Genomic DNA, 21,499 nt, shown 5'->3' with positions numbered 1-21,499 from the left:
CAACGGCCCGTCGCTCGGTGCGGGCCCATTACTCTGAGTATATAGCGCAAGCCCGGCCTAGCGCGCGAGGGCGAGCAGCCGGTCGCAATCGACGTGGGTCTCGATGTGTCGCGCGAGCCGGTCGAGGGCCGCCTCCACCCCGGCCTCGTAGGAGGCGCCGAGGCTGCGCGCCCCGAGCCGCGTGAGCCACGCCCCGCGCTGGGCGTCGTCGGCGAAGAACCCGTGGACGTAGGTCCCGCTGACGCGCCCGTCCGCCGAGACCGCCCCGTCCGGGCGCCCGTCCGCGAGGCGCAGCAGCGGCCGGGCGGCATCGGGCCCCGCCGTGTCCCCGACATGCATCTCGTAGCCGGTGAAGGGCAGGCCGTCCGTTAGGGTGGTGCCGGCGACGCAGGCGAGGCGCTTGTCGGCGGTGAGCACGGTCTCGACGTCGAGGAGGCCGAGGCCGGGCACGTCGCGGGGCGGCCCCTCGATCCCGTGCGGATCGCGGATTCGGCGCCCGAGCATCTGGTAGCCGCCGCACAGGCCGAGGACGTGGCCGCCCCGGCGGCAATGGGCGCGGATGTCGACGTCCCAGCCTTCCGCCTGCAGGAAGAGCAGGTCATCGATGGTAGTCTTCGACCCCGGCAGCAGGACCAGGGCGGCCTCGGCGGGAATCGTCTCCCCCGGCCGCACCAGCACCACCCGCATTCCTGGCTCGGCGCGCAGGGGATCGAGGTCGTCGAAATTGCTGATGCGCGGCATCACCGGCACCGCGACGGTCACGGCGCCCTCCCCCGTCGCCTCGGAGCCGGCGAGGCCGAGCACGTCCTCCGCCGGCAGCCGCGCGGCCTCCGGCAGGTGCGGCACGAGGCCGAGCGCCTCCCAGCCGGTGCGCTCGGCGATGAGGCGCATCCCGTCCGCGAACAGCGACGGATCCCCCCGGAAGCGGTTGACGAGGAAGCCCGCGATCATCGCCGCGTCCTCCGGGTCGATCACGGCCTTCGTGCCGACGAGGCTCGCGATGACTCCGCCCCGGTCGATGTCGCCGACGAGGATGACGGGCGTATCGGTGGCGCGGGCAAAGCCCATGTTGGCGATGTCGCCGGCGCGCAGGTTCACCTCCGAGGCCGAGCCCGCGCCCTCCACGAGGACGAGATCGGCCTCCGCCCGCAGGCGGCCGAAGCTGTCGAGGACGGAGGCCATCAGCCGGGGCTTCCAGCCCTGGTAGTCGCGGGCCTTCACGGTGGCGACCATCCGCCCCTGCACCACGACCTGGGAGCCGATTTCGCTCTGCGGCTTGAGGAGCACCGGGTTCATGTGGACCGAGGGCGGCACCCGCGCCGCCCGCGCCTGAAGGGCCTGGGCGCGGCCGATCTCGCCGCCATCGGCGGTGACGGCGGCGTTGTTCGACATGTTCTGCGGCTTGAACGGGCGCACGCGGAGCCCCCGATCGGCGAAGGCGCGGGCGAGGCCCGCCACGATCAGCGACTTGCCGACATCGGAGCCGGTGCCCTGGATCATCAGGGCGCGGGGGGAAGGGGCCGAGGCGCTCAGAACTCGATCCCCTCCTGCGCCTTCACCCCGGCGGCGAAATGGTGCTTCACGCTGCCCATCTCGGTGACGAGGTCGGCGGCCTCGATCAGCGCCGGCTTGGCGTTGCGCCCGGTGACGACGACGTGCAGGTCCGGCCGCCGCGCCCGCAGGACCGCCACGACCTCCGCGAGGTCGAGGTATTCGTAGCGCAGCGCGATGTTGAGCTCGTCGAGGACGAGGAGGCGGATGCCGGGATCGGCCATCAGCCCGGTCGCCACTTCCCAGGCGTGGCGGCAGGCGGCGATGTCGCGCTCCTTGTCCTGCGTCTCCCAGGTGAAGCCCTCGCCGAGGGTGTGCCAGACGACCCGCTCGCCGAAGGCGGCGGCGGCGTGGCGCTCGCCCGTGTCCCACCCGCCCTTGATGAACTGCACCATCCCGACCCGCCAGCCACGCCCCAGCGCCCGGACCATCAGCCCGAGGGCGGCGGTGGTCTTGCCCTTGCCGGGGCCGGTATGGACGATGAGCAGGCCCTTCTCGATGGTCTTGGCGGCGACCTCGGCATCCTGCACGGCCTTGCGCTTCTCCATCTTCTCGCGATGGCGGTCGGCGTCGTCGGTCATGGGGCGGCTCCAGGTTTCACGGTGAGGGGCAGGCCGGCGATGGTGAGGACGACGCGGTCGGCGCGGGCGGCGAGGCGCTGGTGCATCCGGCCGGCCTCATCGCGAAAACGGCGGGCGAGCGCGTTGTCGGGGACGATGCCGAGGCCGACCTCGTTCGAGACCAGCACGACCGGCCCCGTCGCGGCGGCGCAGGCGGCCTCCAGCCGGTCGGTCGCGGCGGCGACGTCGGCCTCGCCGAGGATGAGGTTGGTGAGCCAGAGGGTGAGGCAATCGACCAGCACCGGCCCCGGCGCGGCGGCGACGGCCTCCGGCAGGGCGAGGGGCACGTCCTGGGTGATCCACCCCTCCCCGCGCCGGGCGCGATGGTGGCCGACGCGCGCGGCCATCTCGTCGTCCCAGATCTCGGCGGTGGCGAGGTAGAGCCAGGGCGCGGGACAGGCCATGACGAGGGCCTCGGCATGGGCGCTCTTGCCGGACCGGGCGCCCCCGAGGACGAGGGTGAGGCGGGGTGGAGGGGGCGACATGCCCCCTCTTCGCCCGAACTTCACCGCCGGTCAAAACCGGCGGTTGCCCCCGGCCGATCATCCGACTATAGAACCCCAGCCCGCGCGAGCGCCCTTCGTCTAGCGGTCCAGGACGTCGCCCTTTCACGGCGAAAACACGGGTTCGATTCCCGTAGGGCGCGCCAGCGGCGGCGAGCGACTGGTTCGATTTCGCGAGCCGTCTCACAATGGCATCTTACACAGTGCTGGGTAATCGCGGCATGCGGCTGGTAAGCGACACTATGTGCATCGGGTGCCTTCGAAACGCGGACGTGATCCTCCGACAGAACCCGTTGCTATAGCACACAGTCGGCTGAAGCCTCGATCAGGCCGGAGGCCCTACGGCTGTCCACGTCCCACCCTAGGACCTCTATCCACTAGCATTTGAGTGTGTGTGGGGGGACACCTAGGAAGTCAAACTGCGTTGGTATATGCTATATGTTCTTGTTTCGTTCTAATGGGCAATCTTTCGGGCGCGTCAGCAGACAGTGCCACGAGGTGCAATGTGCGACAGGTAGGGCCAATTCCTTCCATGCTGCCTAAGCAGCAAGTGCACGCCTTCGCTGAAGCTGTGGCAGTGGAGCTCGGCTACAACCCTGGCGAACCGCTCGATATCCTTCTTAACAGGATTGGTGGGCGCTTAGCCTATCGCGATCTGTTCGATGCCACGATGAACGCGGATTCGATTAAGGTCGACCCGGTTGGAACGTTCACGATTTTTGTATCTGGACTCACCTCAGACGTGCGCGACCGCTTCACAATCGCTCACGAGCTCGGCCATTATTTCTTACACTTCCCGCTTGTGCGACGTGCTCATCCGGATGCAATGATGATTGCAACTCGTTGGGTTGATGAAACCAACGGAGATCTACGTCGAGCAGAGTGGGAAGCAAATTGGTTTGCGGCAGCTTTTCTCATGCCTTCGCAACCTTTCAAGGATGCCCTTACGGCGTGCAATAATGATCTTAGGGAAGTAGCGACTCTATTTGGAGTAAGCCTTCACGCTGCCGAGATTAGGCGCAATACGATCTGACGAATTACTAGGTAACAGCGCGTGGCTACTTGCCCTGAGTATCGCCTTCGACTTTTTCTGTCTGTGGATTTGGTCGGATCGACAGCCTACAAAGCAGGCAGGGGGAGCGATTCAGGGCAACGTTCTACTCATCCCCGCTGGGTTGATGAAACGCGGCATTTCTATCGAGAATTTCCGACATGGTTACGTGCAGAATATAAGCGGATCTGCACCGCAGCGCAGAGCAGCGGTGAACGAAGCCCAGAAGTTTGGAAGACAGTTGGAGATGAGATAATATTTTGTGTGAGACTTAACGATCATTACCACCTGGGTAGGTGTATTGAGGCTTTTCTAAAAACTCTAGCTACTTACTCGTCATACTTGGAAGCAAATAGTGTTCCATTAGATGTGAAGGGCGTGGGCTGGACAGCGGCGTTTCCTGCTCCGAATATCACCGTCCCTGTTGTCGATAAGCATTCACCCAGAACGGAGAATGAGCACGGGCTCCTAGACGACGAGGCCATCGAAGCAGATGGCGACATATACCCGTCAAAATTCGAATTTCTCGGGAAGGAGATCGATGCTGGCTTCAGAGTCGCAAAACATGCAGGCGCAGACAGATTTGCTCTGTCACTTGAGGCAGCGTACTTACTAGCCCAAGGTTGCACAGAAGGAGCTTGCACCTTTCCGTTCATGTATGGCGGCAGGGAAGGGTTGAAGGGGGTCATTGGTGGACGTCCGTACCCTATCGTAGCCATCGACACAGAGCGGCGTGCGTCTCGGCGCAAAGTGAGTGCCTACGAACGCACACTGAGCGGAAATAGAGATGTATCTCCACATGTTCTTCTGGAATTTCTGAGCGCCTTCATCGAAGACGAAAAAGTTGAGTTTCCAATTTTAGCGCTAGATGCTACATCAACCCACAATAATTTTATTACCGTAACCTATGAACGCTTTAAAAATATTTGGAAAGAGCAATATAAAGAACTTGAACAGCGATCGAAGGTTGAAAATTTGTCGTTCTCTGAGAACGCCCCTCAAGAACAGCGGGATAATCCTGTTGCTGAAGCTGAGGTTCTATCAGAAAATGATGAAACGCTACGAAGCTATCTTCGAGAAGTAGCCGCTAAGTTTGAAGAAAAATAGAGCACTGTGGTTTCCTCCTGGTAAGCGCCTAATCAGCGCCCAGCCCGATACGCCGCGATCATCTCCGGCGTGACATCCGTCGCGTAGCAGAGTGGCGCTTGGCCGCGCGGGCGCACGTAGGCGGCGCGCTTCCCGCAGGATGAGCCGTTGCGCGCGCTCTGGTAGGGGCAGGCGCACGGGCCGGGATAGTCGGCGATCGAGCGCGCGATGAGCAGTTGGACGATCGCAGCGGTGCGCGACGCGGGCGAGGCATCGGCCGGCTTCGCTTCGACCTTCTCCACGGGCAACGCGGACGCGGAAACGGGCGCCGCTGGCAACGCCGGTGCTCCGAAGAGTGAGGTCGGGACCAGGACCGGCCCCGCGACGAGGGCGAGCAGGAAAGGGAGGCCGCGGCGGGACCGGCTCGTGATCGCGGTTCGCTTCCAGCCCATTTGCATCGCCTCGCGCAGTTCGCGCTGAGGTTGAGCCGTCCCGACAATTCGTCAATCGAGGCGCGAACTCTCTCATGTATCATCTCTTCTAAGTTGTCTCGATTGACACGGCGCGGCGGACGCGGTCTGCGCACATCGTGGGTTCAGCCCTCGGCGGATGCTTTCGGAGGCCCTCTCATGCGGATGGACGGCACCCTGCGCGAGCGGCTGCGGCCGCACTTTCCCTCGGTCGCGTCCCCCCTCGCCCGCGCGCGGCTCGCGGAGATCGAGTCGGCCTTCCCCGACGGGTTCCTGACGCCGCCCCTGCGGGACTTGCTCCTGGGCCTCGCGGATCATTCCGAGTTCCTGTGGCAGAGCGTGGCGCGGGCGCCGGCGCGGTTCGTCGCCCTGGTGGAGCAGGCGCCGGAGGCGGCCCATGCCGATCTCGTCGCCGGGCAGCGGGCGGCGGGGGCTTCGTGCGCCGGCGAGGCCGACCTCGCCGCCATCGGCAAGCGGTTCCGGGCCAACCGGATCGCCCACGCGCTCCTCGTGGCGCTCGCCGATCTCGGTGGAGCCTGGGACCTCGACGCGGTCACGCGGGCCCTGACGGAGTTCGCCGACGCCTCCGTCGCCGCCGGGCTCGACGCGCTGCTGCGCCGGGCCGCCGCCGGGGGGCGGGTCCGCCTCGCCGACCCCGATGACCCCGCCCGGACAAGCGGGCTGTTCGTCCTCGGGCTCGGCAAGCTCGGCGGGGGCGAGCTCAACTATTCGAGCGATATCGACCTCGTCGTCTTCTACGACGCGGCGCGCGCCGAGGCCGTCGCCGGGGCGGAGGCCAAGGCCGTGTTCGGCAAGGTCGCGCAGGATCTCGGAAAGCTCCTGTCCCAGCGCACGGCGGACGGCTACGTCCACCGGGTCGATTACCGGCTGCGGCCCGATCCGGGCTCGACCGCGCTTGCCCTCTCCACGGCCTATGCCTTCGAATACTACCAGTCCATCGGGCAGGATTGGGAGCGCGCGGCCTTCATCAAGGCGCGGACGATCGCGGGCGACATCGAGGCCGGCGACGCGTTCCTGGCCGAACTCGGCCCCTTCATCTGGCGCCGCCATTTCGACTTCGCGGCCATCGCCGAGATCCACGCCCTCAAGCGGCAGATCCACGCCGTGCGCGGCCATGACGAGATCGCAGTGGAAGGGCACAACATCAAGATCGGGCGCGGGGGCATCCGCGAGATCGAGTTCTTCGCGCAGACGCAGCAGCTCGTCTTCGGCGGCCGGCAGCCGGCCCTGCGCAGCCGCCGCACCGTCGAGACGCTGGGCGGGCTGTGCGCGGCGGGCTGGATCGACGCGCGGGCCCGGGACGAACTGACCGAGGCCTACACCTTCCTGCGCACCATCGAGCACCGCCTGCAGATGCTGCGCGACGAGCAGACCCAACGCCTGCCCTCCGATCCGGACGCCTTGGAGGGTTTCGCGCGCTTCTGCGGCTTTCCCACCCGCGCGGCCTTCGACGAGACCCTGCTCGCCCATGCGGCCCGGGTGCAGGGGCATTACGCTCTGCTGTTCGAGGGCGGGGCGGGCGAGGCGGCGGCGCCCCTCGCCTTCGGCCCCGGCGAGGCCGAGCCGGAAACCCTCGCGGGGCTCGAACGGCTCGGCTTCCGCGAGGCGGCGCGCGCCCACGGCATCGTGCGAGACTGGCATCTCGGCCGCCACGGCGCCCTGCGCGGCGGGCGCGCCCGCGAAATCCTGTCGGATTTCCTGCCCGCCCTCCTGACCGCGCTCGGCGGCACGCCGGATCCGGATGCGGCGCTGCTGACCCTCGACCGGGCCTTCGCCAGGATGCCGGCGGCGGCGGAACTCCTGGCGATCCTGCGCTCGCACGAGCGCCTGCGCGGGCTGTTCGCGGACCTGCTCGGCGCCTCGCCGCTCCTCGCCGAGACGGTGGGGCGCAGCCCGCACGTCCTCGACGCGGTGCTGGAGCCGGATTTCATCGCGCCGGTCTCCGGGCCGGAAGCCCTGGCCCGCCAGTACCGGGCGCTGGTCGGGGAGCCCGCCACCCACGAGGATCTCCTCGACCGCTGCCGCGACGCGGCGCGGCGGATGGGCTTCGTCACGGGGGCGCGGCTCGTCTCCGGCCTGATCACGCCGGCCCAGGCGGGCCACGCCTATTCGGGAATCGCCGACGCGGCGGTCGGGCTCGTGCTGGCGGCCGAGACGCGGCGCTTCGCGCAGGAGCACGGCTCCGTGCCGCGCGGGCGCTGCTGCGTGCTGGCGCTGGGGCGGCTCGGCTCGCGCCAGCTCACCGCCGCGTCCGATCTCGACCTCGTCGTCGTCTACGATTTCGACCCCGACGCCCGGATGAGCGACGGCCCGCGCCCCCTCGACGCGGTGGTGGCCTACAACCGCCTCGCCCAGCGCCTCGTCGCGGCGCTGACGGTGCCGACAAGGCGCGGGCGGCTCTATCGGGTGGACCTGCGGCTGCGCCCCTTCGGCAGCCACGCGCCGCCCGCCGTGCAGGTGAAGGGCTTCGCCGCCTATTACGCGGCAGGAGGCGAGGCCGAGGCCTGGGAGCACATGGCGCTGACCCGTGCCCGGATCGTGGCGGGCGATGCCAGCCTCGCGGCCGAGGTGGAGGGGATCATCGCCGATGTCGTGACGCGCCCCCGCGACCCGGCTTCCCTCTGCGCCGAGGCCGGGGCGATGCGCGCCCTGGTGACGAAGGCGCGCGGCTTTGCCGGCCCGCACGACCTGAAGCTGGCGCCGGGCGGGCTGTTCGACCTCGATTTCCTGGCCCAGGCCCTCATCCTCGCGGGCCACCTGACGGATTGCGTCGGCTGCGAGTCCGGCCGCGTCCTGCACCGGGCGGGGGAGCGCGGCCTGATCCCGCCCGAGGCTGCGGAGGCCCTGGCGCAGGCCCATGCGGTGCTCGACGCCGCCGCCCAGTGGCAGCGCCTGACCCTGGAGGACGCCACCAAGCCGCCCCCGGCCAACGCCGCGCGGCGCATCGCCCACGCCATGAACCTGCCGGATGCCCGTGCGCTCGCCGCCGAGTTGCGCGTCCAGCGCAGGAGCGTCCGCGCCCTGCTGGTCGCGCTCAAGGGGACGCTCGCCGCCCGGAGCGGGCGGCGTTCGCGATCAGGCCCCTGACCGTCCGCCCATCGCATCCCTGGCCGCCGCCAGCCCCCAGCGCACCAGCTCCTGCGCGGCCTCGGCCGAGGGCGCCTCGGCGTAGCAGCGCAGCTCCGGCGCGTTGCCCGAGGCGCGGAAATGGATGGTCCGCCCTCCGTCCAGCTCGATCCGCACGCCGTCCTGCCGGTCGATCGCCTGGGGGGTGCCGACCGCGCGGAGGAAGTCCGCCCGGAAGGTTTCGTCGTCGAGCCGGCCCAGGAAGGCGCCGCTGAGCTCCGAGGGCGTGTTCGGGAGGCGGTCGCTCGCCATCTCGCCCGCATCAAGGGAGGTGACGAGTTCGGCCAGCGTCCCGCCGGAGGCGCGCATCGCCGCCAGGGTGGCGAGGATCGGCAGCATCGCGTCGCGCGTCGGCAGGGCCGCGAGGCGGCCATGGCCCACCACCACGTCGGAGCCGAGCAGGAAGCCGCCATTGGCCTCGAACCCGGCGACCGGGGTGGCCCCGTCCGCCCGCGCCGCCTCCATACCGGCGATGACGAAGGGCGAGCCGACCTTCGTCCGCACGACCCGGCGGAAGCCGCCGGTGCGCTCCAGGGCCGAGCCGGCCGTGACCGGCACCACCACCGTGTCCACGCCCAGGTGGCGGGCGGTGATCAGGCCGAGGATGTCGCCGCGCACGATCCGGCCCGCGCCGTCGGCCATCAGGGGCCGGTCGGCGTCGCCGTCGGTCGTCACCAGGGCATCGTACGCGCCGGAGGCCATGACCTCGCGGATGAAGGCGATGTCCTCCAGGCGATGCGCCTCGGTATCGATCGGCACGAAGGTCTCCGAGCGGCCGATGGCCACCGCCTCGGCGCCGAAGGCCGCGAGCAGGTCGCTGAGCAGGTCGCGGGCGACCGAGCTCTGCTGGTAGACCGCGATCCGCAGGCCGGCGAGGGCGTCTGCCGGGAAGGCGTCCCGGTAGCGCTGCCGGTAGCGCTCGATCGCCCCCCGCTCCTGGGTGGCCGGGGAGGCCGCCGACGGCACGCCGGTCTCCGCGACGGCACCGAGCGCCGACAGGATGGCGCTCTCGTCGGCCTTGGTGATCTCGCCCTCGGCCCGGTAGAACTTCAGGCCGTTGCGGTCCTCCGGGATGTGGCTGCCTGTCACCATGACGGCGCAGGCGCCGCGCCGCATCGCCTCGAGGGCCAGGGCCGGCGTCGGCAGGGCGCCGCAATCGACGGCCGCGAAGCCGGAGGCCGCCGCCGCCTCCGCCACGGTGGCCGCGATCTCCGGGCTGCTGGCCCGCAGGTCCCGTCCGATCACCACGGTGCGGTCGCCGGGGTGGCCCGCCGCGAGGGCGTGGAAGAAGGCCTGCGCGTAGGCGAAGCTGGGCCCTCCCACGAGGTCCACGACCAAGCCGCGCAGACCGCTCGTTCCGAATTTCAGGCTGCTCACGGCGGCTCCCTCGGCATCGATGACAAAGCAGGGTGTCGCGACGAATTACGCGAAGAGGGCGCCGCAACAAAGCGCGATTGCAGGCCGGTGCCGAATGCCGCCCTCAGTCGCGCTGCCACCGCCCGACACGCCGCGCCAGCCAGGGCCGCAGGGGCAGGGAGAGGCGGTAGGCGGCCTCCGCCAGGGGCAGGACGGGGCGGATGCCCAGGATGCGCAGGTCCACGATTCCCGCGAGCCAGCGCCAGCCCGGCAGGACCCGCCACAGGCGCGCGAAGGCCGCCGCGCCGGAGACGAGGTTCCCGGCCCCGTCGCGCACGTGGAAGCGGCGCAGGGCGCGCGTGCGGTCGAGGCCCTCGCCCAAGACCGCTTCCATGTCCGCGTCCGCGTCGCGTCCGACATCGACGAAGTCGAGCCGCCGGGCGCCCTCGCAGCGGCGGTAATGGTCGATCTCGGCGCGGCAGAGCGGACAGCTTCCGTCGTAATAGACCGTGAGGTCCTTGTCCGATCCGCCGAGGGGGGATGAGGGGGTGCCGGCCATCGCGGCGGCCCGTCAGGCGACCTTGCGGCGGCCCTTCGCGGGGGCGGCCTCGGCGGCAGGCTCGGGGGCCTTGCGCGCGGCGCGCTCGCCGGGGCGGCCGAGGCCCAGGGACTTGGCGAGGCTGGAGCGCTTCTCGCTGTAGGCCAGAGCCACCATCGGATAGTCGCCCGGCAGGCCGAACCGCTCCCGGTAGCTGTCCGGGTCGAGGCCGTGCGAGGTCAGGTGACGCTTCAGCGTCTTGTAGGTCTTGCCGTCGATGAAGCTGACGATACCCTCCGGCTTCACCGACTTGCGGATCTGCGCCGCCGACGGCTTGTTCGAAGGCTCCTCGGCGCCCTGGACGGCGCTTCCGTCGGAGAAGCCGTTGAGCGAGGCGTGCACGGTGGCGATGAGCGCAGGCAGATCGGTCACGGCGACGTGATTGTGAGAGACGTAAGCGGCGACAATCTCGCCGGTCATCTCAATAAACTCTAAAGTTTTGTCGGGGGCTGATCCGGTCATGGGATAGGCTTTCGGCTTGAACAATAGAGATAACTAAAGCGACACCCATGCCAGTTCAATGCCGAACCTGTGCTTAAACATACAACTTGAAGGTGCATAGCTCCGTCGCAGGCCTGCCGCGCCGCCGGGCGGTCGAGGGCGCGGCCGGTGCTGTCGAGCCCGCCGTGCCTCAGGGTAGAAAGATTGTCTGCAATTGACACCAAATCCGTGGCAACTGTGTTGTGCAGGGCTTATCCCTCGGTAAGACCTTGACCGGACACGGGTCCAGCCCGGTCGAGCAGACGGACCGGAGCGACGTTCGAACCAGCGATGACGGTACGCGGACCCAATCTCCGTCTGGAGGGCTCGACCCTCGGCCCGCGGAAGGTCTCGGCTTGGCGCGAGGCCGTGGCCCCGTTCTGGGACGTGCGCATCCGTAAGGAGGACACGCCGGAATTCCGGGGCCGGTCGGAGGTCTACCACCTCGGCAACGCCATCGTCGGCTTCACCGCCGCCTCGGAACTGCGCATCGAGCGCTCGCGGGGCCTCGTCGCGCGGATGGGCGTCGATCACATCGCCATCCAGATGCGCATGGACGGCCATGCCCGGGTGGAGGCCGCCGGGCGCGAGACGGACCTCGCCACCGGCGACGTCGCCCTCCTCGACCTGTCGCGGCCCCTCGCGATGCACTCGACCGATTACCGGGCGATGACCCTGATCATGCCCCGCGCCCTGTTCCCGGAGGACGGGCAGGGCCTGGAGGAGGCGCATGGGACGATCCTGCGCGGGAGCACGCCGTTCGGCACCCTGGTGAGCGACCACCTGCGCTCCCTCGGGGCGAACGCGCCGCATTTCACCGCCGACGAGGCGCGGGCCGCCTCCGAGGCGACGGCCATCCTCGTCGGCATGGCGGCCCGCACGGCGGCCGGGGCGGATCGCGGCGGGCGCCCGGCGGAGCGCGCGCCGCTGCTCCTCGTGATCCGCCGCCACATCGACGCCGAGATCGGCTCGCCGCTCCTGAGCGTCGGCCATCTCTGCCACCGCTTCGGCATCTCCCGCAGCGGGCTCTACCGCCTGTTCGCGCCGCTGGGCGGGGTGCTCGAATACATCCGCCGCCGCCGGCTCGCCCGCGCCTACCGCGACCTCGTGGAGGCCGGGCCGCACGGGATCCGCGTCTCGGAGATCGCCTATCGCTACGGCTACGGCAGCCCGGTGAGCTTCACCCAGGCGTTCCGGGCGGAGTTCGGCCGCAGCCCCGCCGACGTGCGGGCCGCCGGGACCGGGGCCGGGCCGGGCGGTGGCGCCCCGGATGCGCTGCCCACCGGCGGCTGGGACGATTTCTACGATTGGGTGCTCCGGCTCGACGTGTGAGCCCGGCGCATTGGGACGCCCGCTGAACACTTTGGGACGGGCGCCGGTCGCGGGGGACCCGGCTTCGCGCGACATATCTCCAGGTTGTACTGGATGGATGTCCATGGTGCGGAGAGAGGGTGAGCGGCCGGTGGCCTGGATCAGGCGGCGGCAGGACGAGATGTGGGCGCCGGAGGCGTCGCGGACCCGCAGTCCCCGGATCCGGCGCTGGATCGGCGCCGCCCGCCGCAGGGCCTTGCGCATGCAGCGCGAGGAGACGGCCGGGAGCGCGCAGGTCATCACCCTCACCTGGGCCCAGACCTTCGGCCGGCCCTCGGCCCCCCGGCAGGACGCCCCCTCCCTCGCCCGGGGCGAGACCGTCGTCCTGCTGCGGCGCGGCTGAGCCGCCTCACGCCCCCATCCGCCCGGAACGTTTCGCCCCTGCGGTCCACGGGATCGTAAGGAGTTTCCGTCGTCATGCCGATCCGGAGCGCGGCCATGGTGCCGCAGCCCGGCGCGGAACGGCGCTGATCGAGACAATGTGTCTGGCGTGTCGCGGCGCGGGCGGGAATCTGCGCGGCGAGAAAGGCAGGTCCGGTTGGTGGGTAACGCGTCGAGTCTCGTGTCCGGCCTGCGCGCCGGGGTGGCCTGCCTGCCCCTCGCCGCCGCCGTCACCTCCGCCGTCGCGCAGGAAACGCCCGCGCGCCCGGCCGCGTTCACCTACGTGGACGCCGAGACCTGGGAGATCACCGTGAGCGCCACGGCCCAGGCGATCCCGCGCTATCCGGGCGCCTCGGACTACACCGCCGTAGGCTATCCCGGCATCGACATCCGCAAGTCCGGCGAGCCGCGCCGCTTCTCCGCGCCGGACGACAACCTCAGCTTCACCCTCTACGACACCGAGGCGTTCCGCGCCGGCCCGACCCTGCGCTTCGTCCCCGGCCGCTATTACGGCGACGACCGGGCGCACCTGTTCGGGTTCCGCGATGCGCGGATGGCGTTCGAGCCCGGCCTGTTCGTGGAGATCTATCCCGTCTCCGCCATCCGCCTGCGCGGGGAGGTCCGACAGGGGGTCTACGGGCATCACGGCACGGTGGGCACCGTGGCCGCCGACTACCTCCTGCCCGTCGGGCGGTGGCTGGTCTCGGTGGGGCCGCGCTTCAACATCGGCGATGCGAGCTTCGCGCGGACCTATTTCGGGGTGAGCCCGATCGAGGCCGCCCTCAACGGCCGCGTCGTCCCCTACGATCCCGGCAGCTTCTATTCCGCCGGCCTCCTCGCGGCCGTCACGTTCCGCCAGGACGACACGTGGTCCTACACCGCCTATGGCGGCTACAGCCGCATCCTCGGCGCCTCCGGCGAAAGCCCCCTGGTCGACCGCCCCTACGGCAACCCCGACCAGTTCACCTTCGGCCTGCGCGTGGACTACACGTTCAAGTCGAAGCCGCTCCTGTAGCGCCACAAACCCCTCTCGGCACACGCAGTTTTCAACTGCGAATGACGGTTGCGCGCTTGTCGAAATCACAGCCGCAAGTAGCGTCCGCTCCGGTTCGCACGCGCCCGCGACCTGGAGGATCCCGTCATGGTCCGCTCATCCCTGGCCACCGCCCTGCTCGGTGTCACCCTCGGCCTGTCCGTCACCCCCGCCCTCGCCCTGACCGCGAAGGAATGCTCGACCAAGTACCAGGCCGCCAAGCAGGCCGGCACGCTGAACGGCCAGAAGTGGAACGACTTCCGCAAGGCCGAATGCGGCGCGGAGGCCGCCCCGGCCCAGGCCGCCGCGACCGTGCCGAACCCGATGGCCCCGGCCGGGGGCACCAAGACCGCCGCCCCCGCGTCGGCGCCCTCCCCCGCGCCCGCCCCCGCCACGACCGGCACGGCCGCCTTCCCGGCGAAGGTCGATCCGAAATACGCGAGCGAGTCGGCCGGCAAGCAGCGGATGCACACCTGCCTCGACAGCTACAACGCCGCCAAGGCCGCCGGCACGCTCGGCGACATGAAGTGGATCCAGAAGGGCGGCGGCTATTACAGCGCGTGCAACAAGCGGCTGAAGGGCTGAGGCCCTACGGCATCACCCAGACGCAGGCGCCGCCGGCCTGGGCGAGGCATTCGTAGATCGCCCCGCCGAAGGTCGAGCGGCGCTCCACGGCGCCGAGCGTCTCCCGCGCGACGAGGCGGCAGCCGGGGGGCTTCTCCGCCTGCGCCGCCGCCCGGACGGGATCGTCCCCCGCCCCGGCCGACCATTGGCGCAGGGCGACGAGGTTCTCGCAGACCGGGACCGTTCCGCCGCCCCCCTGCGCGAGGGCCGGCCCGGCGGCGGCGAGGCCCAGAACCACCGCAAGCGACGTGACGCGCATGGCGACCTCCCTACGGACGATCGTCCGGAGCCGGTGAGATGGGCCGGCGCCGCCCGGCGGCAAGGCGTGGCGCCGGGCTTTGCGCGCCCTCGCGGCGGCGACACGGTTGCCTGGCCGCGGAAAGTGCGCTCTTCCCTCTGACGATGCCGCCCGAACTCCTCCTCGCCGCCGCCGCGACCCTGCCCTTCCTCGGCAGCGTCGTGGCGATCTGCCTGCCGAGCCATGCGCGCGGGGCCGCCGCCGGGGTCGCGGGTTTCGCCACGCTGGCGAGCCTCGCCTGCCTCGCGTGGTTGTCTCCCCTCGCCTCGGGGCCGGAGCCCGTCACCTTCGCCATCGACTGGCTGCCGAGCCTCGGCGTCCGCTTCGTCCTGCGCCTCGACGGGCTCGCCTGGATCTTCTCGCTGCTGATCCTCGGGATCGGCGCGCTGGTGGTGCTCTACGCGCAGTACTACATGGCCGCCGCCGATCCGGTGCCGCGCCTGTTCTGCTACTTCCTCGCCTTCGTCGGCGCGATGCTCGGCATCGTGCTCTCCGGCAACGTGATCCAGCTCGTCGTCTTCTGGGAACTGACGAGCATCGTCTCGTTCCTGCTGATCGGCTACTGGTCCGACAACGCCTCGGCCCGCGACGGGGCGCGGATGGCGCTCACCATCACCGCCGCCGGAGGCCTGTGCCTCCTCGTCGGCATGGTGATCCTCGGGCGGATCGCGGGCAGCTACGACCTCGACGCGGTGCTCGCCTCGGGGGCGGCGATCCGCGAGAGCCCCCTCTACGTGCCGGCCCTGGTGCTGATCCTCGTAGGCGCGCTCACCAAGTCGGCGCAGTTCCCGTTCCACATCTGGCTGCCCCGCGCCATGGCGGCGCCGACGCCGATCAGCGCCTACCTCCACTCGGCGACGATGGTGAAGGCCGGCATCTTCCTGATGATCCGCCTGTGGCCGGTCCTGGCGGGCACGGAGAGCTGGTACTGGATCGTCGGCACCGCCGGCATGGCGACGATGCTGGTCGGGGCCTGGAGCGCGATCTTCCAGCACGACCTGAAGGGGCTGCTCGCCTATTCCACCATCAGCCATCTCGGGCTGATCACCCTGCTGCTCGGCCTCGATTCACCGCTGGCGGTGGTGGCCGCGATCTTCCACACGGTGAACCACGCGACCTTCAAGGCCTCGCTGTTCATGGCCGCCGGGATCATCGACCACGAGACCGGCACGCGGGACATGCGCCGGCTCAGCGGGCTGTGGCGGGCGATGCCCTACACCGGAACGCTCGCCATGGTCGCCGCCGCCGCCATGGCCGGGGTGCCGCTGCTCAACGGCTTCCTCTCCAAGGAGATGTTCCTGTCGGAGGCGGTCGACAACACCGGCGACCACGCCCTCAACCTCGCCCTGCCGGTGCTGGCGACGCTGGCGAGCGCCTTCACGGTGCTCTACTCCCTGCGCTTCATCCGCCAGACCTTCTTCGGCCCCCCGGCCCGGGACCTGCCCCACGCGCCGCACGAGCCGGCGCGCTGGATGCGCATCCCCATCGAGGCGCTGGTGCTCGCCTGCATCGCCATCGGCCTCGTGCCGAACCTGACGATCGGGCCGCTCCTGGCCGGCGCCGCGCGCTCGGTGCTTAAGGACCGCACGCCCGATTACGACCTCGCCATCTGGCACGGGTTCAACGCGCCGCTGGCCATGAGCGTCCTGGCGCTCGCGGGCGGCGTGGCCCTCTACATGGCCTTCGGCAAGCGCATCAACACCAACCCGCGCGGCGGCCCGTGGCTGATGGACCGGCTCGACGGCGGCTGGCTGTTCGAGCGCGGCATGACCAACCTCGTCCTCGGCGCCCGCTGGCTCGAGGCGCGGCTCGGCACCGATCGGCTACAGCCGCAACTGCGCCTCCTGTTCCTCGCCGCCCTCCTCGCCGCCACGGCGACGGGCCTCGGGCGGGGGCTCGACCTGTTCGCGCCGGGGCGGACCACCGCCTTCGATCCCGCCTTCGCCCTGCTCTGGCTGGTGGGCGCCGCTTGCGCCGTCGGCGCGGCGGAGCGGGCGAAGTACCACCGGCTCTCGGCGGTGATCCTGCTCGGCGGGGCGGGCCTCGTGAGCTGCCTCAGCTTCCTCTGGCTCTCGGCCCCGGACCTCGCGGTCACGCAGATCCTCGTGGAGATCGTCACCACGGTGATGCTGCTGCTGGGCCTGCGCTGGCTGCCCAAGCGCGACGCGGCGATCCCCGCGCCGGCCTCCGAGCGGGGGCGGGCGCGGCGGCGGCGCCTCATCGACCTCGCCATCGCGGCCTGCGCCGGGTTCGGCCTCGCCGGCCTCGCCTACGCGGTGATGACCCGGCCCCCCGTCGAGGGGATCAGCCGCTGGTTCGTGGAGGAGGCTTATCCGCAGGCGGGTGGGCGCAACGTCGTCAACGTGCTGCTGGTCGATTTCCGGGCCTTCGACACCCTGGGCGAGATCTGCGTGCTGGGCGTGGTCGGGCTCACCGTCTTCGCCCTGCTCCGGCGTTTCCGCCCCGCCCCCGACAGCCGCGCGCGCCCGGCCCAGCAGATCCGGCAGGACGCCTACGACCGGGGCCGCGAGGGGCGCGAACCCGGCCACACCGCCGCCGACGCGCTGATGGTGCCGCGCACGGTCATCACGTGGCTGTTCCCCTTCATCGTGCTCCTCGCCCTGCACCTGTTCCTGCGCGGGCACGACCTGCCCGGCGGCGGCTTCGCGGCGGGCATCACGCTGACCATCGGCTTCATGCTGCAATACATGGCCAACGGCGCCGAATGGGTGGAGGAGCGCCTGCGCATCCAGCCGATCCTCTGGATCGGGATCGGCCTCCTCGTCTCCGTCTTCGCCGGGGCGACCTCCTGGCTGTTCGCGCACCCGTTCCTCACCGCCGCCTTCGCCTATTGGGACGCGCCAATCCTCGGCAAGGTGCCCTTGGCCTCCGCCCTGATCTTCGATCTCGGCATCATGGTCCTCGTCGTCGGCGCGAGCGTGCTGATGCTCGTGGCGCTGGCCCACCAGTCCCTGCGGCGGACGCGGGTCGCCGAGGCCGAGCGGGAGCGCGCCTGATGGAACTCGTCCTCTCCTTCGGGATCGGGGTGCTGTCCGCCGCCGGGATCTGGCTGATCCTGCGGCCGCGCACCTTCCAGGTCGTGCTCGGGCTGTCCCTCCTGAGCTACGCGGTGAACCTGTTCATCTTCGGCATGGGGCGGCTCACCATCGGCGCGCCGCCGGTCCTCGGCGCCGGGCCGGACATCGTCTCCGTGGACGATCCCGTGCCCCAGGCCCTGGTGCTCACCGCCGTGGTGATCAGCTTCGCGCTGACCGCCCTGTTCCTCGTGGTGCTGCTGGCCGCCCGGGGCGTGACCGGCTCGGACCATGTCGACGGGCGCGAGCCGCACCCGCAAGGCCCCCATGCGGAAGAGCCCCGCCCAGGAACCCGTCCAGGAACCCGCCCATGAACCCGGCCTTGACGAACCTCGCCGTCGAGACCGCATGGTCGGATCACGTCACCGTCCTGCCGGTGGTGCTGCCGATCGCGGTGGCCGGGGCGATGTTCCTCCTCGACGAGCGCCGCCGCAAGCTGAAGGCGAGCCTGTCCTTCGCGACGATCCTCGCCCTGATCGCCATCGCCGTGACCCTCGTCGTCTCGGTCTCCGACGCGCCGCGCGTCTACCGCCTCGGCAACTGGGCCGCGCCCTACGGGATCGTCCTCGTGGCCGACCGGCTCTCGGCGATGATGCTGGCCCTGTCCTCGGTGCTGGGGCTCTGCGCGCTGGTCTTCTCCTTCGCCCGCTGGGGGCGGGCGGGGCCGCGCTTCCACGGTCTGTTCCTGCTCCTGCTGATGGGGGTGAACGGCGCCTTCCTGACCGGCGACCTGTTCAACCTGTTCGTGTTCTTCGAGGTGATGCTCGCGGCCTCCTACGGGCTGGTCCTGCACGGCTCGGGGGAGACGCGGATCCGCGCCGGGCTCGGCTACATCGCCGTGAACCTCGTGGCCTCGCTGTTCTTCCTCGTGGGCGTCAGCCTGATCTACGGCACGATGGGCACGCTCAACATGGCCGACCTCGCCCGGCGCCTCGCCGGGCCGCCGGAGGGCGAGATCGCCCTGTTCGAGATCGGCTGCGCCATCCTCGGACTCGCCTTCCTCATCAAGTGCAGCGCGTGGCCCCTGGGCTTCTGGCTGCCCCCCACCTACGCGGCGGCCACCGCGCCGGCCGCCGCCATCCTCGCGATCCTCAGCAAGGTCGGCATCTACGTGGTGGTGCGCCTGAGCCTCCTCGTCTTCGGCGAGGGCGTCTCGGCGGGCTTCGGCCAGACCGTGCTGTTCGCGGCGGGGCTCGCGACCCTCGCCTTCGGCACGATCGGCCTGCTCGCCGCCCGCGACCTCACCCGCGCGGCGGGCTACGCGGTGATGGTCTCCTCCGGCACGGTGCTCGCCGCCCTCGGCTCCGGCAACGACCGGGCGCTGGCGGGGGCTTTCTACTACCTCGTCGGCTCGACGCTGGCGGCGGGCGCCCTGTTCCTCCTCGCGGAGATCCTCCAGCGCGGGCGCGACCCGGCCGAGGCCGCCGCGCCGGTCTTCGCCGACGAGTACCGCGACCCGTTCGACGACGAGGATTCCGTCGAGGTCGGCAGCGTCATCCCGGCGGGCGTCGCGATCCTCGGCGTCGGCTTCCTGCTCTGCACGCTGATGCTGGCGGGGATCCCGCCGCTCGCGGGCTTCGTCGGCAAGCTCGCGATCTTCGTGGGCGCCGCCGGCGCGCCCTCCCCCGCCGGCTGGTGGCTGATCGCCGCCCTCACCCTGTCGAGCCTGTTCACGCTGATGCCGCTGGTGCGGCTCGGCATCCTGAACATCTGGGTGCGCGACGCGGACAAGCCGCCGACGCTCGCCCGCTCCGAGGTCGCGGCGCTGGCCGGCCTGCTCGCGACCTGCCTCGCCCTCTCCGTCTGGGGCGGGCCGGCGCTCGCCTATGCCGACGCGACGGTGGGCTGGCTGACGCAGCCGCAGGATTACGTCCGCGCCGTCCTGGGAGGACCCGCCCCGTGAGGCTCCTGCCCCATCCCTGGCTGTCCGCCGGCCTCGCCCTCGCGTGGCTCCTCCTCAACACCCCGGTGACGCCCGGCAGCCTGCTGCTGGCGCTGGCCGTGGGCCTGATCGTCCCGGCGGTGATGAACGCCCTCCAGGCCCGGCCCGTGCGGGTGAAGGCCCCCGGCGCCCTCCTCCGGCTGGCGGGGATCGTGCTCGTGGACATGGTCCGCTCGAACATCGACGTCGCGCGGATCATCCTCGGGCGGTCATCCGGCGCGCGGCGGACGGGGTTCGTGGCGATCCCCCTCGACCTGCGCGAGCCCTTCGCCCTGTCGCTCCTGTCGGTCATCCTCACGGCGACGCCGGGCACCCTCTGGGTGCAGTACGATTCCGATACCGGGCGGCTGCTGATGCACGTCCTCGACTTCACGGACGGCGAGGCATGGATCCGCCGGGTGAAGGACCGCTACGAACGTCCCCTGATGGAGATCTTCGCATGAGCGCCGCGACCATCCTCGATTGGGGGCTCGGCCTCGCCCAGGCGATGCTGGTGCTCGCCATGGCCATCGCCGCGTGGCGGATGCTGCGCGGCCCCCGCGCGCAGGACCGGGTGCTCGGCCTCGACACCTTCTACCTCAACGGGATGCTGGCGATCGTGGTGCACGGGATGCGCACCGGCAGCGGCCTGTATTTCGAGGCGGCCTTCATCGTCGGGATGCTCGGCTTCACCGCCTCGGTGGCGCTGGCCAAGTTCCTGATGCAGGGCGAGGTGGTGCAGTGACCGGCGCCGGCCTGCCCGCCTGGGCCGCCCTCGTCGTCGTCGGTCTCGCCCTGGCGGGCGCCGCCTTCTCGCTCACCGGCGCCATCGGCCTGATCCGGCTCAAGACCTTCTACGAGCGGGTCCACGCGCCGACGCTGGGCGCGACCCTCGGCATGGCGCTGATCCTGTGCAGCTCGATGCTACTCCTGTCCCTGATCGAGGGGCGCCTCGTCCTGCGCGACCTGCTGATCGGCGTGTTCCTCACGGTCACGACGCCGGTCACGCTGCTGCTCCTCGCCCGCGCCGCCGCCCACCGCGACCGGCACGAGGGGCGGCCGGGCGCGCCGCCGAAATCCTGAATGCCCTCAGCACCTGTCGCAGATGCTCTCCAGCACGGTGTCGAGCCGCTTCTGCCGCTCGGTGCGCGATCCGGGATCGACCTCCGGCGCCGCCGCGCGGCCCGGCGGGACGGTCTGCCCCACGGAGGAGCGGTAGGGCGCGTTGGCGGTGGTCTCCGGCCCGCCGCCGGTCCCCGTATAGTTGGCCGCCCCGGCGCCGCCGGGCAGGGCGAGGGTGCCCGCCACGAAAATCCCGGCTACGATACGGATTAAATGTTGTCCGGTCATGAGTATGCCCCCTCCTGACGACTTGAGACGAACGCGATGATGGTCAAACGACAGTGTTATGGGGCTGTTCCCGGCCCGCCGTGCTCCGCCGCACATGTCATCGGGGCGCCGATACTGCGGAGGGGGCCTGCCTTCACCAGTCACGGCTCCCGCCTCATCGCGACCGGGAAAGCACAGTGCCCCGGGAAATGGCGGCGACCGCGTTGACGCCGCCGGCCGCCTCTCCGTAAGCTCGGCTTTGACGGTTCCCCTCGGGGATCAAAAGGGAACGCGGTGCGGGGCGACCCGAATCCGCGGCTGCCCCCGCAACTGTGAGCGGCGAGCCCGGCACCACCACGTCACTGGATGAGTCTCATCCGGGAAGACGGTGCAGGGGCGGCGACCCGCGAGCCAGGAGACCTGCCGTCAGTCGTGGTCACACGCGAAACGCGTCGGGCGGGGTGTCCTGGCGGGTGTCGAAGCGCCGGGCCGTGGGGCCGGGCGCGGAGAGTCCTTCGCGGTGACGTGCCACTGCCGCCCCTGAGGCTCCCGTGATCCGTCCCACACGCCATGCGTTGCGTGCCG

At 70.4% G+C, this 21,499-nt stretch carries 22 protein-coding genes, 1 tRNA gene and 1 riboswitch; of the genes, 14 read left to right on the top strand and 9 right to left on the bottom strand.

Features of this window, described 5'->3' with window-relative positions; all coding sequences use genetic code 11:
* Nucleotides 1-57: 57 nt before the first annotated feature.
* The 3 genes from ACXJ1Y_RS06085 to cobU are packed head-to-tail and all read right to left on the bottom strand — an operon-like array spanning nucleotide 58 to nucleotide 2,656.
* Entirely contained in the window at nucleotides 58-1,500 is a 1,443-nt protein-coding gene (locus tag ACXJ1Y_RS06085; RefSeq protein WP_463849218.1) for a cobyric acid synthase, read from the bottom strand.
* Between the two features lie 29 nt (nucleotides 1,501-1,529).
* A complete protein-coding gene (gene cobO, locus ACXJ1Y_RS06080; RefSeq protein ID WP_463849217.1) occupies nucleotides 1,530-2,132 on the bottom strand; it encodes a cob(I)yrinic acid a,c-diamide adenosyltransferase in 603 nt (200 codons plus the stop codon).
* Nucleotides 2,129-2,656: a bifunctional adenosylcobinamide kinase/adenosylcobinamide-phosphate guanylyltransferase gene (gene cobU / locus ACXJ1Y_RS06075; RefSeq protein ID WP_463849216.1), complete on the bottom strand. Its 528-nt coding sequence runs from the start codon at nucleotides 2,654-2,656 to the stop codon at nucleotides 2,129-2,131. Before cobU ends, cobO begins: the two co-directional genes overlap by 4 nt.
* 88 nt (nucleotides 2,657-2,744) lie before the next feature.
* On the opposite strand from cobU, the gene ACXJ1Y_RS06070 reads away from it, so the two are divergent.
* The 3 genes from ACXJ1Y_RS06070 (at nucleotide 2,745) to ACXJ1Y_RS06060 (ending at nucleotide 4,832) form a co-directional block, all read left to right on the top strand.
* Nucleotides 2,745-2,820: transfer RNA gene (locus ACXJ1Y_RS06070), tRNA-Glu, on the top strand.
* Nucleotides 2,821-3,206: 386 nt separating this feature from the next.
* Nucleotides 3,207-3,707 (top strand): ImmA/IrrE family metallo-endopeptidase, encoded by a 501-nt coding sequence (locus ACXJ1Y_RS06065; RefSeq protein ID WP_463849215.1) that lies wholly within the window; start codon nucleotides 3,207-3,209, stop codon nucleotides 3,705-3,707.
* A 63-nt stretch (nucleotides 3,708-3,770) separates the two neighbouring features.
* Nucleotides 3,771-4,832, top strand: a complete 1,062-nt coding sequence (locus ACXJ1Y_RS06060; RefSeq protein WP_463849214.1) for a hypothetical protein — start codon at nucleotides 3,771-3,773, stop codon at nucleotides 4,830-4,832.
* Nucleotides 4,833-4,864: 32 nt separating this feature from the next.
* Here the strand turns inward: ACXJ1Y_RS06060 and ACXJ1Y_RS06055 are convergent, their stop codons facing one another.
* On the bottom strand, nucleotides 4,865-5,113 hold the full coding sequence (locus ACXJ1Y_RS06055) for a hypothetical protein (protein ID WP_463849213.1): 249 nt from the start codon (nucleotides 5,111-5,113) through the stop codon (nucleotides 4,865-4,867).
* Nucleotides 5,114-5,446: 333 nt separating this feature from the next.
* Between ACXJ1Y_RS06055 and ACXJ1Y_RS06050 the strand changes: the two genes are divergently transcribed.
* Complete coding sequence (locus tag ACXJ1Y_RS06050; RefSeq protein WP_463850050.1) at nucleotides 5,447-8,389, top strand: bifunctional [glutamine synthetase] adenylyltransferase/[glutamine synthetase]-adenylyl-L-tyrosine phosphorylase; 2,943 nt, start codon at nucleotides 5,447-5,449, stop codon at nucleotides 8,387-8,389.
* On the opposite strand, the gene ACXJ1Y_RS06045 is transcribed toward ACXJ1Y_RS06050, so the two are convergent.
* From ACXJ1Y_RS06045 to ACXJ1Y_RS06035, 3 genes are all read right to left on the bottom strand, one after another.
* A complete protein-coding gene (locus ACXJ1Y_RS06045) occupies nucleotides 8,378-9,805 on the bottom strand; it encodes a phosphomannomutase (protein WP_463849212.1) in 1,428 nt (475 codons plus the stop codon). The two genes, ACXJ1Y_RS06050 and ACXJ1Y_RS06045, sit on opposite strands and share 12 nt — an antisense overlap.
* 103 nt (nucleotides 9,806-9,908) lie before the next feature.
* Complete coding sequence (locus ACXJ1Y_RS06040) at nucleotides 9,909-10,343, bottom strand: thiol-disulfide oxidoreductase DCC family protein (protein WP_463849211.1); 435 nt, start codon at nucleotides 10,341-10,343, stop codon at nucleotides 9,909-9,911.
* Nucleotides 10,344-10,355: 12 nt separating this feature from the next.
* Nucleotides 10,356-10,802, bottom strand: coding sequence for a Ros/MucR family transcriptional regulator (locus tag ACXJ1Y_RS06035; RefSeq protein ID WP_463849210.1), 447 nt, complete (start codon nucleotides 10,800-10,802; stop codon nucleotides 10,356-10,358).
* Between the two features lie 351 nt (nucleotides 10,803-11,153).
* On the opposite strand from ACXJ1Y_RS06035, the gene ACXJ1Y_RS06030 reads away from it, so the two are divergent.
* The 4 genes from ACXJ1Y_RS06030 (at nucleotide 11,154) to ACXJ1Y_RS06015 (ending at nucleotide 14,232) form a co-directional block, all read left to right on the top strand.
* A complete protein-coding gene (locus ACXJ1Y_RS06030; RefSeq protein WP_463849209.1) occupies nucleotides 11,154-12,194 on the top strand; it encodes an AraC-like ligand-binding domain-containing protein in 1,041 nt (346 codons plus the stop codon).
* Between the two features lie 103 nt (nucleotides 12,195-12,297).
* The gene (locus ACXJ1Y_RS06025) at nucleotides 12,298-12,576 is read left to right on the top strand and encodes a hypothetical protein (RefSeq protein WP_463849208.1); all 279 of its coding nucleotides are present in this window, start codon (nucleotides 12,298-12,300) and stop codon (nucleotides 12,574-12,576) included.
* 219 nt (nucleotides 12,577-12,795) lie between these two features.
* A complete protein-coding gene (locus ACXJ1Y_RS06020; RefSeq protein WP_463849207.1) occupies nucleotides 12,796-13,629 on the top strand; it encodes a MipA/OmpV family protein in 834 nt (277 codons plus the stop codon).
* Between the two features lie 126 nt (nucleotides 13,630-13,755).
* Nucleotides 13,756-14,232 (top strand): hypothetical protein, encoded by a 477-nt coding sequence (locus ACXJ1Y_RS06015; protein ID WP_463849206.1) that lies wholly within the window; start codon nucleotides 13,756-13,758, stop codon nucleotides 14,230-14,232.
* A 4-nt stretch (nucleotides 14,233-14,236) separates the two neighbouring features.
* On the opposite strand, the gene ACXJ1Y_RS06010 is transcribed toward ACXJ1Y_RS06015, so the two are convergent.
* A complete protein-coding gene (locus ACXJ1Y_RS06010) occupies nucleotides 14,237-14,530 on the bottom strand; it encodes a hypothetical protein (RefSeq protein WP_463849205.1) in 294 nt (97 codons plus the stop codon).
* Nucleotides 14,531-14,673: 143 nt separating this feature from the next.
* On the opposite strand from ACXJ1Y_RS06010, the gene ACXJ1Y_RS06005 reads away from it, so the two are divergent.
* The 6 genes from ACXJ1Y_RS06005 to mnhG are packed head-to-tail and all read left to right on the top strand — an operon-like array spanning nucleotide 14,674 to nucleotide 20,668.
* Nucleotides 14,674-17,586, top strand: coding sequence for a monovalent cation/H+ antiporter subunit A (locus tag ACXJ1Y_RS06005; RefSeq protein WP_463849204.1), 2,913 nt, complete (start codon nucleotides 14,674-14,676; stop codon nucleotides 17,584-17,586).
* Nucleotides 17,586-17,978, top strand: a complete 393-nt coding sequence (locus tag ACXJ1Y_RS06000) for a Na+/H+ antiporter subunit C (protein ID WP_463849203.1) — start codon at nucleotides 17,586-17,588, stop codon at nucleotides 17,976-17,978. The genes ACXJ1Y_RS06005 and ACXJ1Y_RS06000 overlap by 1 nt, the downstream gene beginning before the upstream one ends.
* The gene (locus ACXJ1Y_RS05995; protein ID WP_463849202.1) at nucleotides 17,975-19,567 is read left to right on the top strand and encodes a monovalent cation/H+ antiporter subunit D; all 1,593 of its coding nucleotides are present in this window, start codon (nucleotides 17,975-17,977) and stop codon (nucleotides 19,565-19,567) included. The genes ACXJ1Y_RS06000 and ACXJ1Y_RS05995 overlap by 4 nt, the downstream gene beginning before the upstream one ends.
* Nucleotides 19,564-20,049, top strand: coding sequence for a Na+/H+ antiporter subunit E (locus ACXJ1Y_RS05990; RefSeq protein WP_463849201.1), 486 nt, complete (start codon nucleotides 19,564-19,566; stop codon nucleotides 20,047-20,049). The genes ACXJ1Y_RS05995 and ACXJ1Y_RS05990 overlap by 4 nt, the downstream gene beginning before the upstream one ends.
* Nucleotides 20,046-20,330 carry a K+/H+ antiporter subunit F gene (locus ACXJ1Y_RS05985; RefSeq protein ID WP_463849200.1) on the top strand — a complete coding sequence of 95 codons (285 nt, stop codon included), beginning with the start codon at nucleotides 20,046-20,048 and terminating at the stop codon, nucleotides 20,328-20,330. Before ACXJ1Y_RS05990 ends, ACXJ1Y_RS05985 begins: the two co-directional genes overlap by 4 nt.
* On the top strand, nucleotides 20,327-20,668 hold the full coding sequence (mnhG, locus tag ACXJ1Y_RS05980; protein WP_463849199.1) for a monovalent cation/H(+) antiporter subunit G: 342 nt from the start codon (nucleotides 20,327-20,329) through the stop codon (nucleotides 20,666-20,668). The genes ACXJ1Y_RS05985 and mnhG overlap by 4 nt, the downstream gene beginning before the upstream one ends.
* 6 nt (nucleotides 20,669-20,674) lie before the next feature.
* Here the strand turns inward: mnhG and ACXJ1Y_RS05975 are convergent, their stop codons facing one another.
* Nucleotides 20,675-20,893, bottom strand: a complete 219-nt coding sequence (locus ACXJ1Y_RS05975) for a hypothetical protein (RefSeq protein ID WP_463849198.1) — start codon at nucleotides 20,891-20,893, stop codon at nucleotides 20,675-20,677.
* 267 nt (nucleotides 20,894-21,160) lie between these two features.
* Nucleotides 21,161-21,356: riboswitch (cobalamin riboswitch) on the top strand.
* Nucleotides 21,357-21,499 lie beyond the last annotated feature (143 nt).

It is taken from the genome of Methylobacterium sp. TK26, from assembly GCF_055361565.1.
This window is presented reverse-complemented; position numbering and strand designations above follow the sequence as displayed.

What these genes read in the sequence shown, in the direction of transcription:
- ACXJ1Y_RS06085 (WP_463849218.1), bottom strand. Translation starts at nt 1,500, where the DNA reads ATGATCCAGGGCACCGGCTCCGATGTCGGCAAGTCGCTGATCGTGGCG.
- cobO (WP_463849217.1), bottom strand. Translation starts at nt 2,132, where the DNA reads ATGACCGACGACGCCGACCGCCATCGCGAGAAGATGGAGAAGCGCAAG.
- cobU (WP_463849216.1), bottom strand. Translation starts at nt 2,656, where the DNA reads ATGTCGCCCCCTCCACCCCGCCTCACCCTCGTCCTCGGGGGCGCCCGG.
- ACXJ1Y_RS06065 (WP_463849215.1), top strand. Translation starts at nt 3,207, where the DNA reads ATGCTGCCTAAGCAGCAAGTGCACGCCTTCGCTGAAGCTGTGGCAGTG.
- ACXJ1Y_RS06050 (WP_463850050.1), top strand. Translation starts at nt 5,447, where the DNA reads ATGGACGGCACCCTGCGCGAGCGGCTGCGGCCGCACTTTCCCTCGGTC.
- ACXJ1Y_RS06040 (WP_463849211.1), bottom strand. Translation starts at nt 10,343, where the DNA reads ATGGCCGGCACCCCCTCATCCCCCCTCGGCGGATCGGACAAGGACCTC.
- ACXJ1Y_RS06035 (WP_463849210.1), bottom strand. Translation starts at nt 10,802, where the DNA reads ATGACCGGCGAGATTGTCGCCGCTTACGTCTCTCACAATCACGTCGCC.
- ACXJ1Y_RS06030 (WP_463849209.1), top strand. Translation starts at nt 11,154, where the DNA reads ATGACGGTACGCGGACCCAATCTCCGTCTGGAGGGCTCGACCCTCGGC.
- ACXJ1Y_RS06025 (WP_463849208.1), top strand. Translation starts at nt 12,298, where the DNA reads ATGGTGCGGAGAGAGGGTGAGCGGCCGGTGGCCTGGATCAGGCGGCGG.
- ACXJ1Y_RS06015 (WP_463849206.1), top strand. Translation starts at nt 13,756, where the DNA reads ATGGTCCGCTCATCCCTGGCCACCGCCCTGCTCGGTGTCACCCTCGGC.
- ACXJ1Y_RS06010 (WP_463849205.1), bottom strand. Translation starts at nt 14,530, where the DNA reads ATGCGCGTCACGTCGCTTGCGGTGGTTCTGGGCCTCGCCGCCGCCGGG.
- ACXJ1Y_RS06005 (WP_463849204.1), top strand. Translation starts at nt 14,674, where the DNA reads ATGCCGCCCGAACTCCTCCTCGCCGCCGCCGCGACCCTGCCCTTCCTC.
- ACXJ1Y_RS06000 (WP_463849203.1), top strand. Translation starts at nt 17,586, where the DNA reads ATGGAACTCGTCCTCTCCTTCGGGATCGGGGTGCTGTCCGCCGCCGGG.
- ACXJ1Y_RS05995 (WP_463849202.1), top strand. Translation starts at nt 17,975, where the DNA reads ATGAACCCGGCCTTGACGAACCTCGCCGTCGAGACCGCATGGTCGGAT.
- ACXJ1Y_RS05985 (WP_463849200.1), top strand. Translation starts at nt 20,046, where the DNA reads ATGAGCGCCGCGACCATCCTCGATTGGGGGCTCGGCCTCGCCCAGGCG.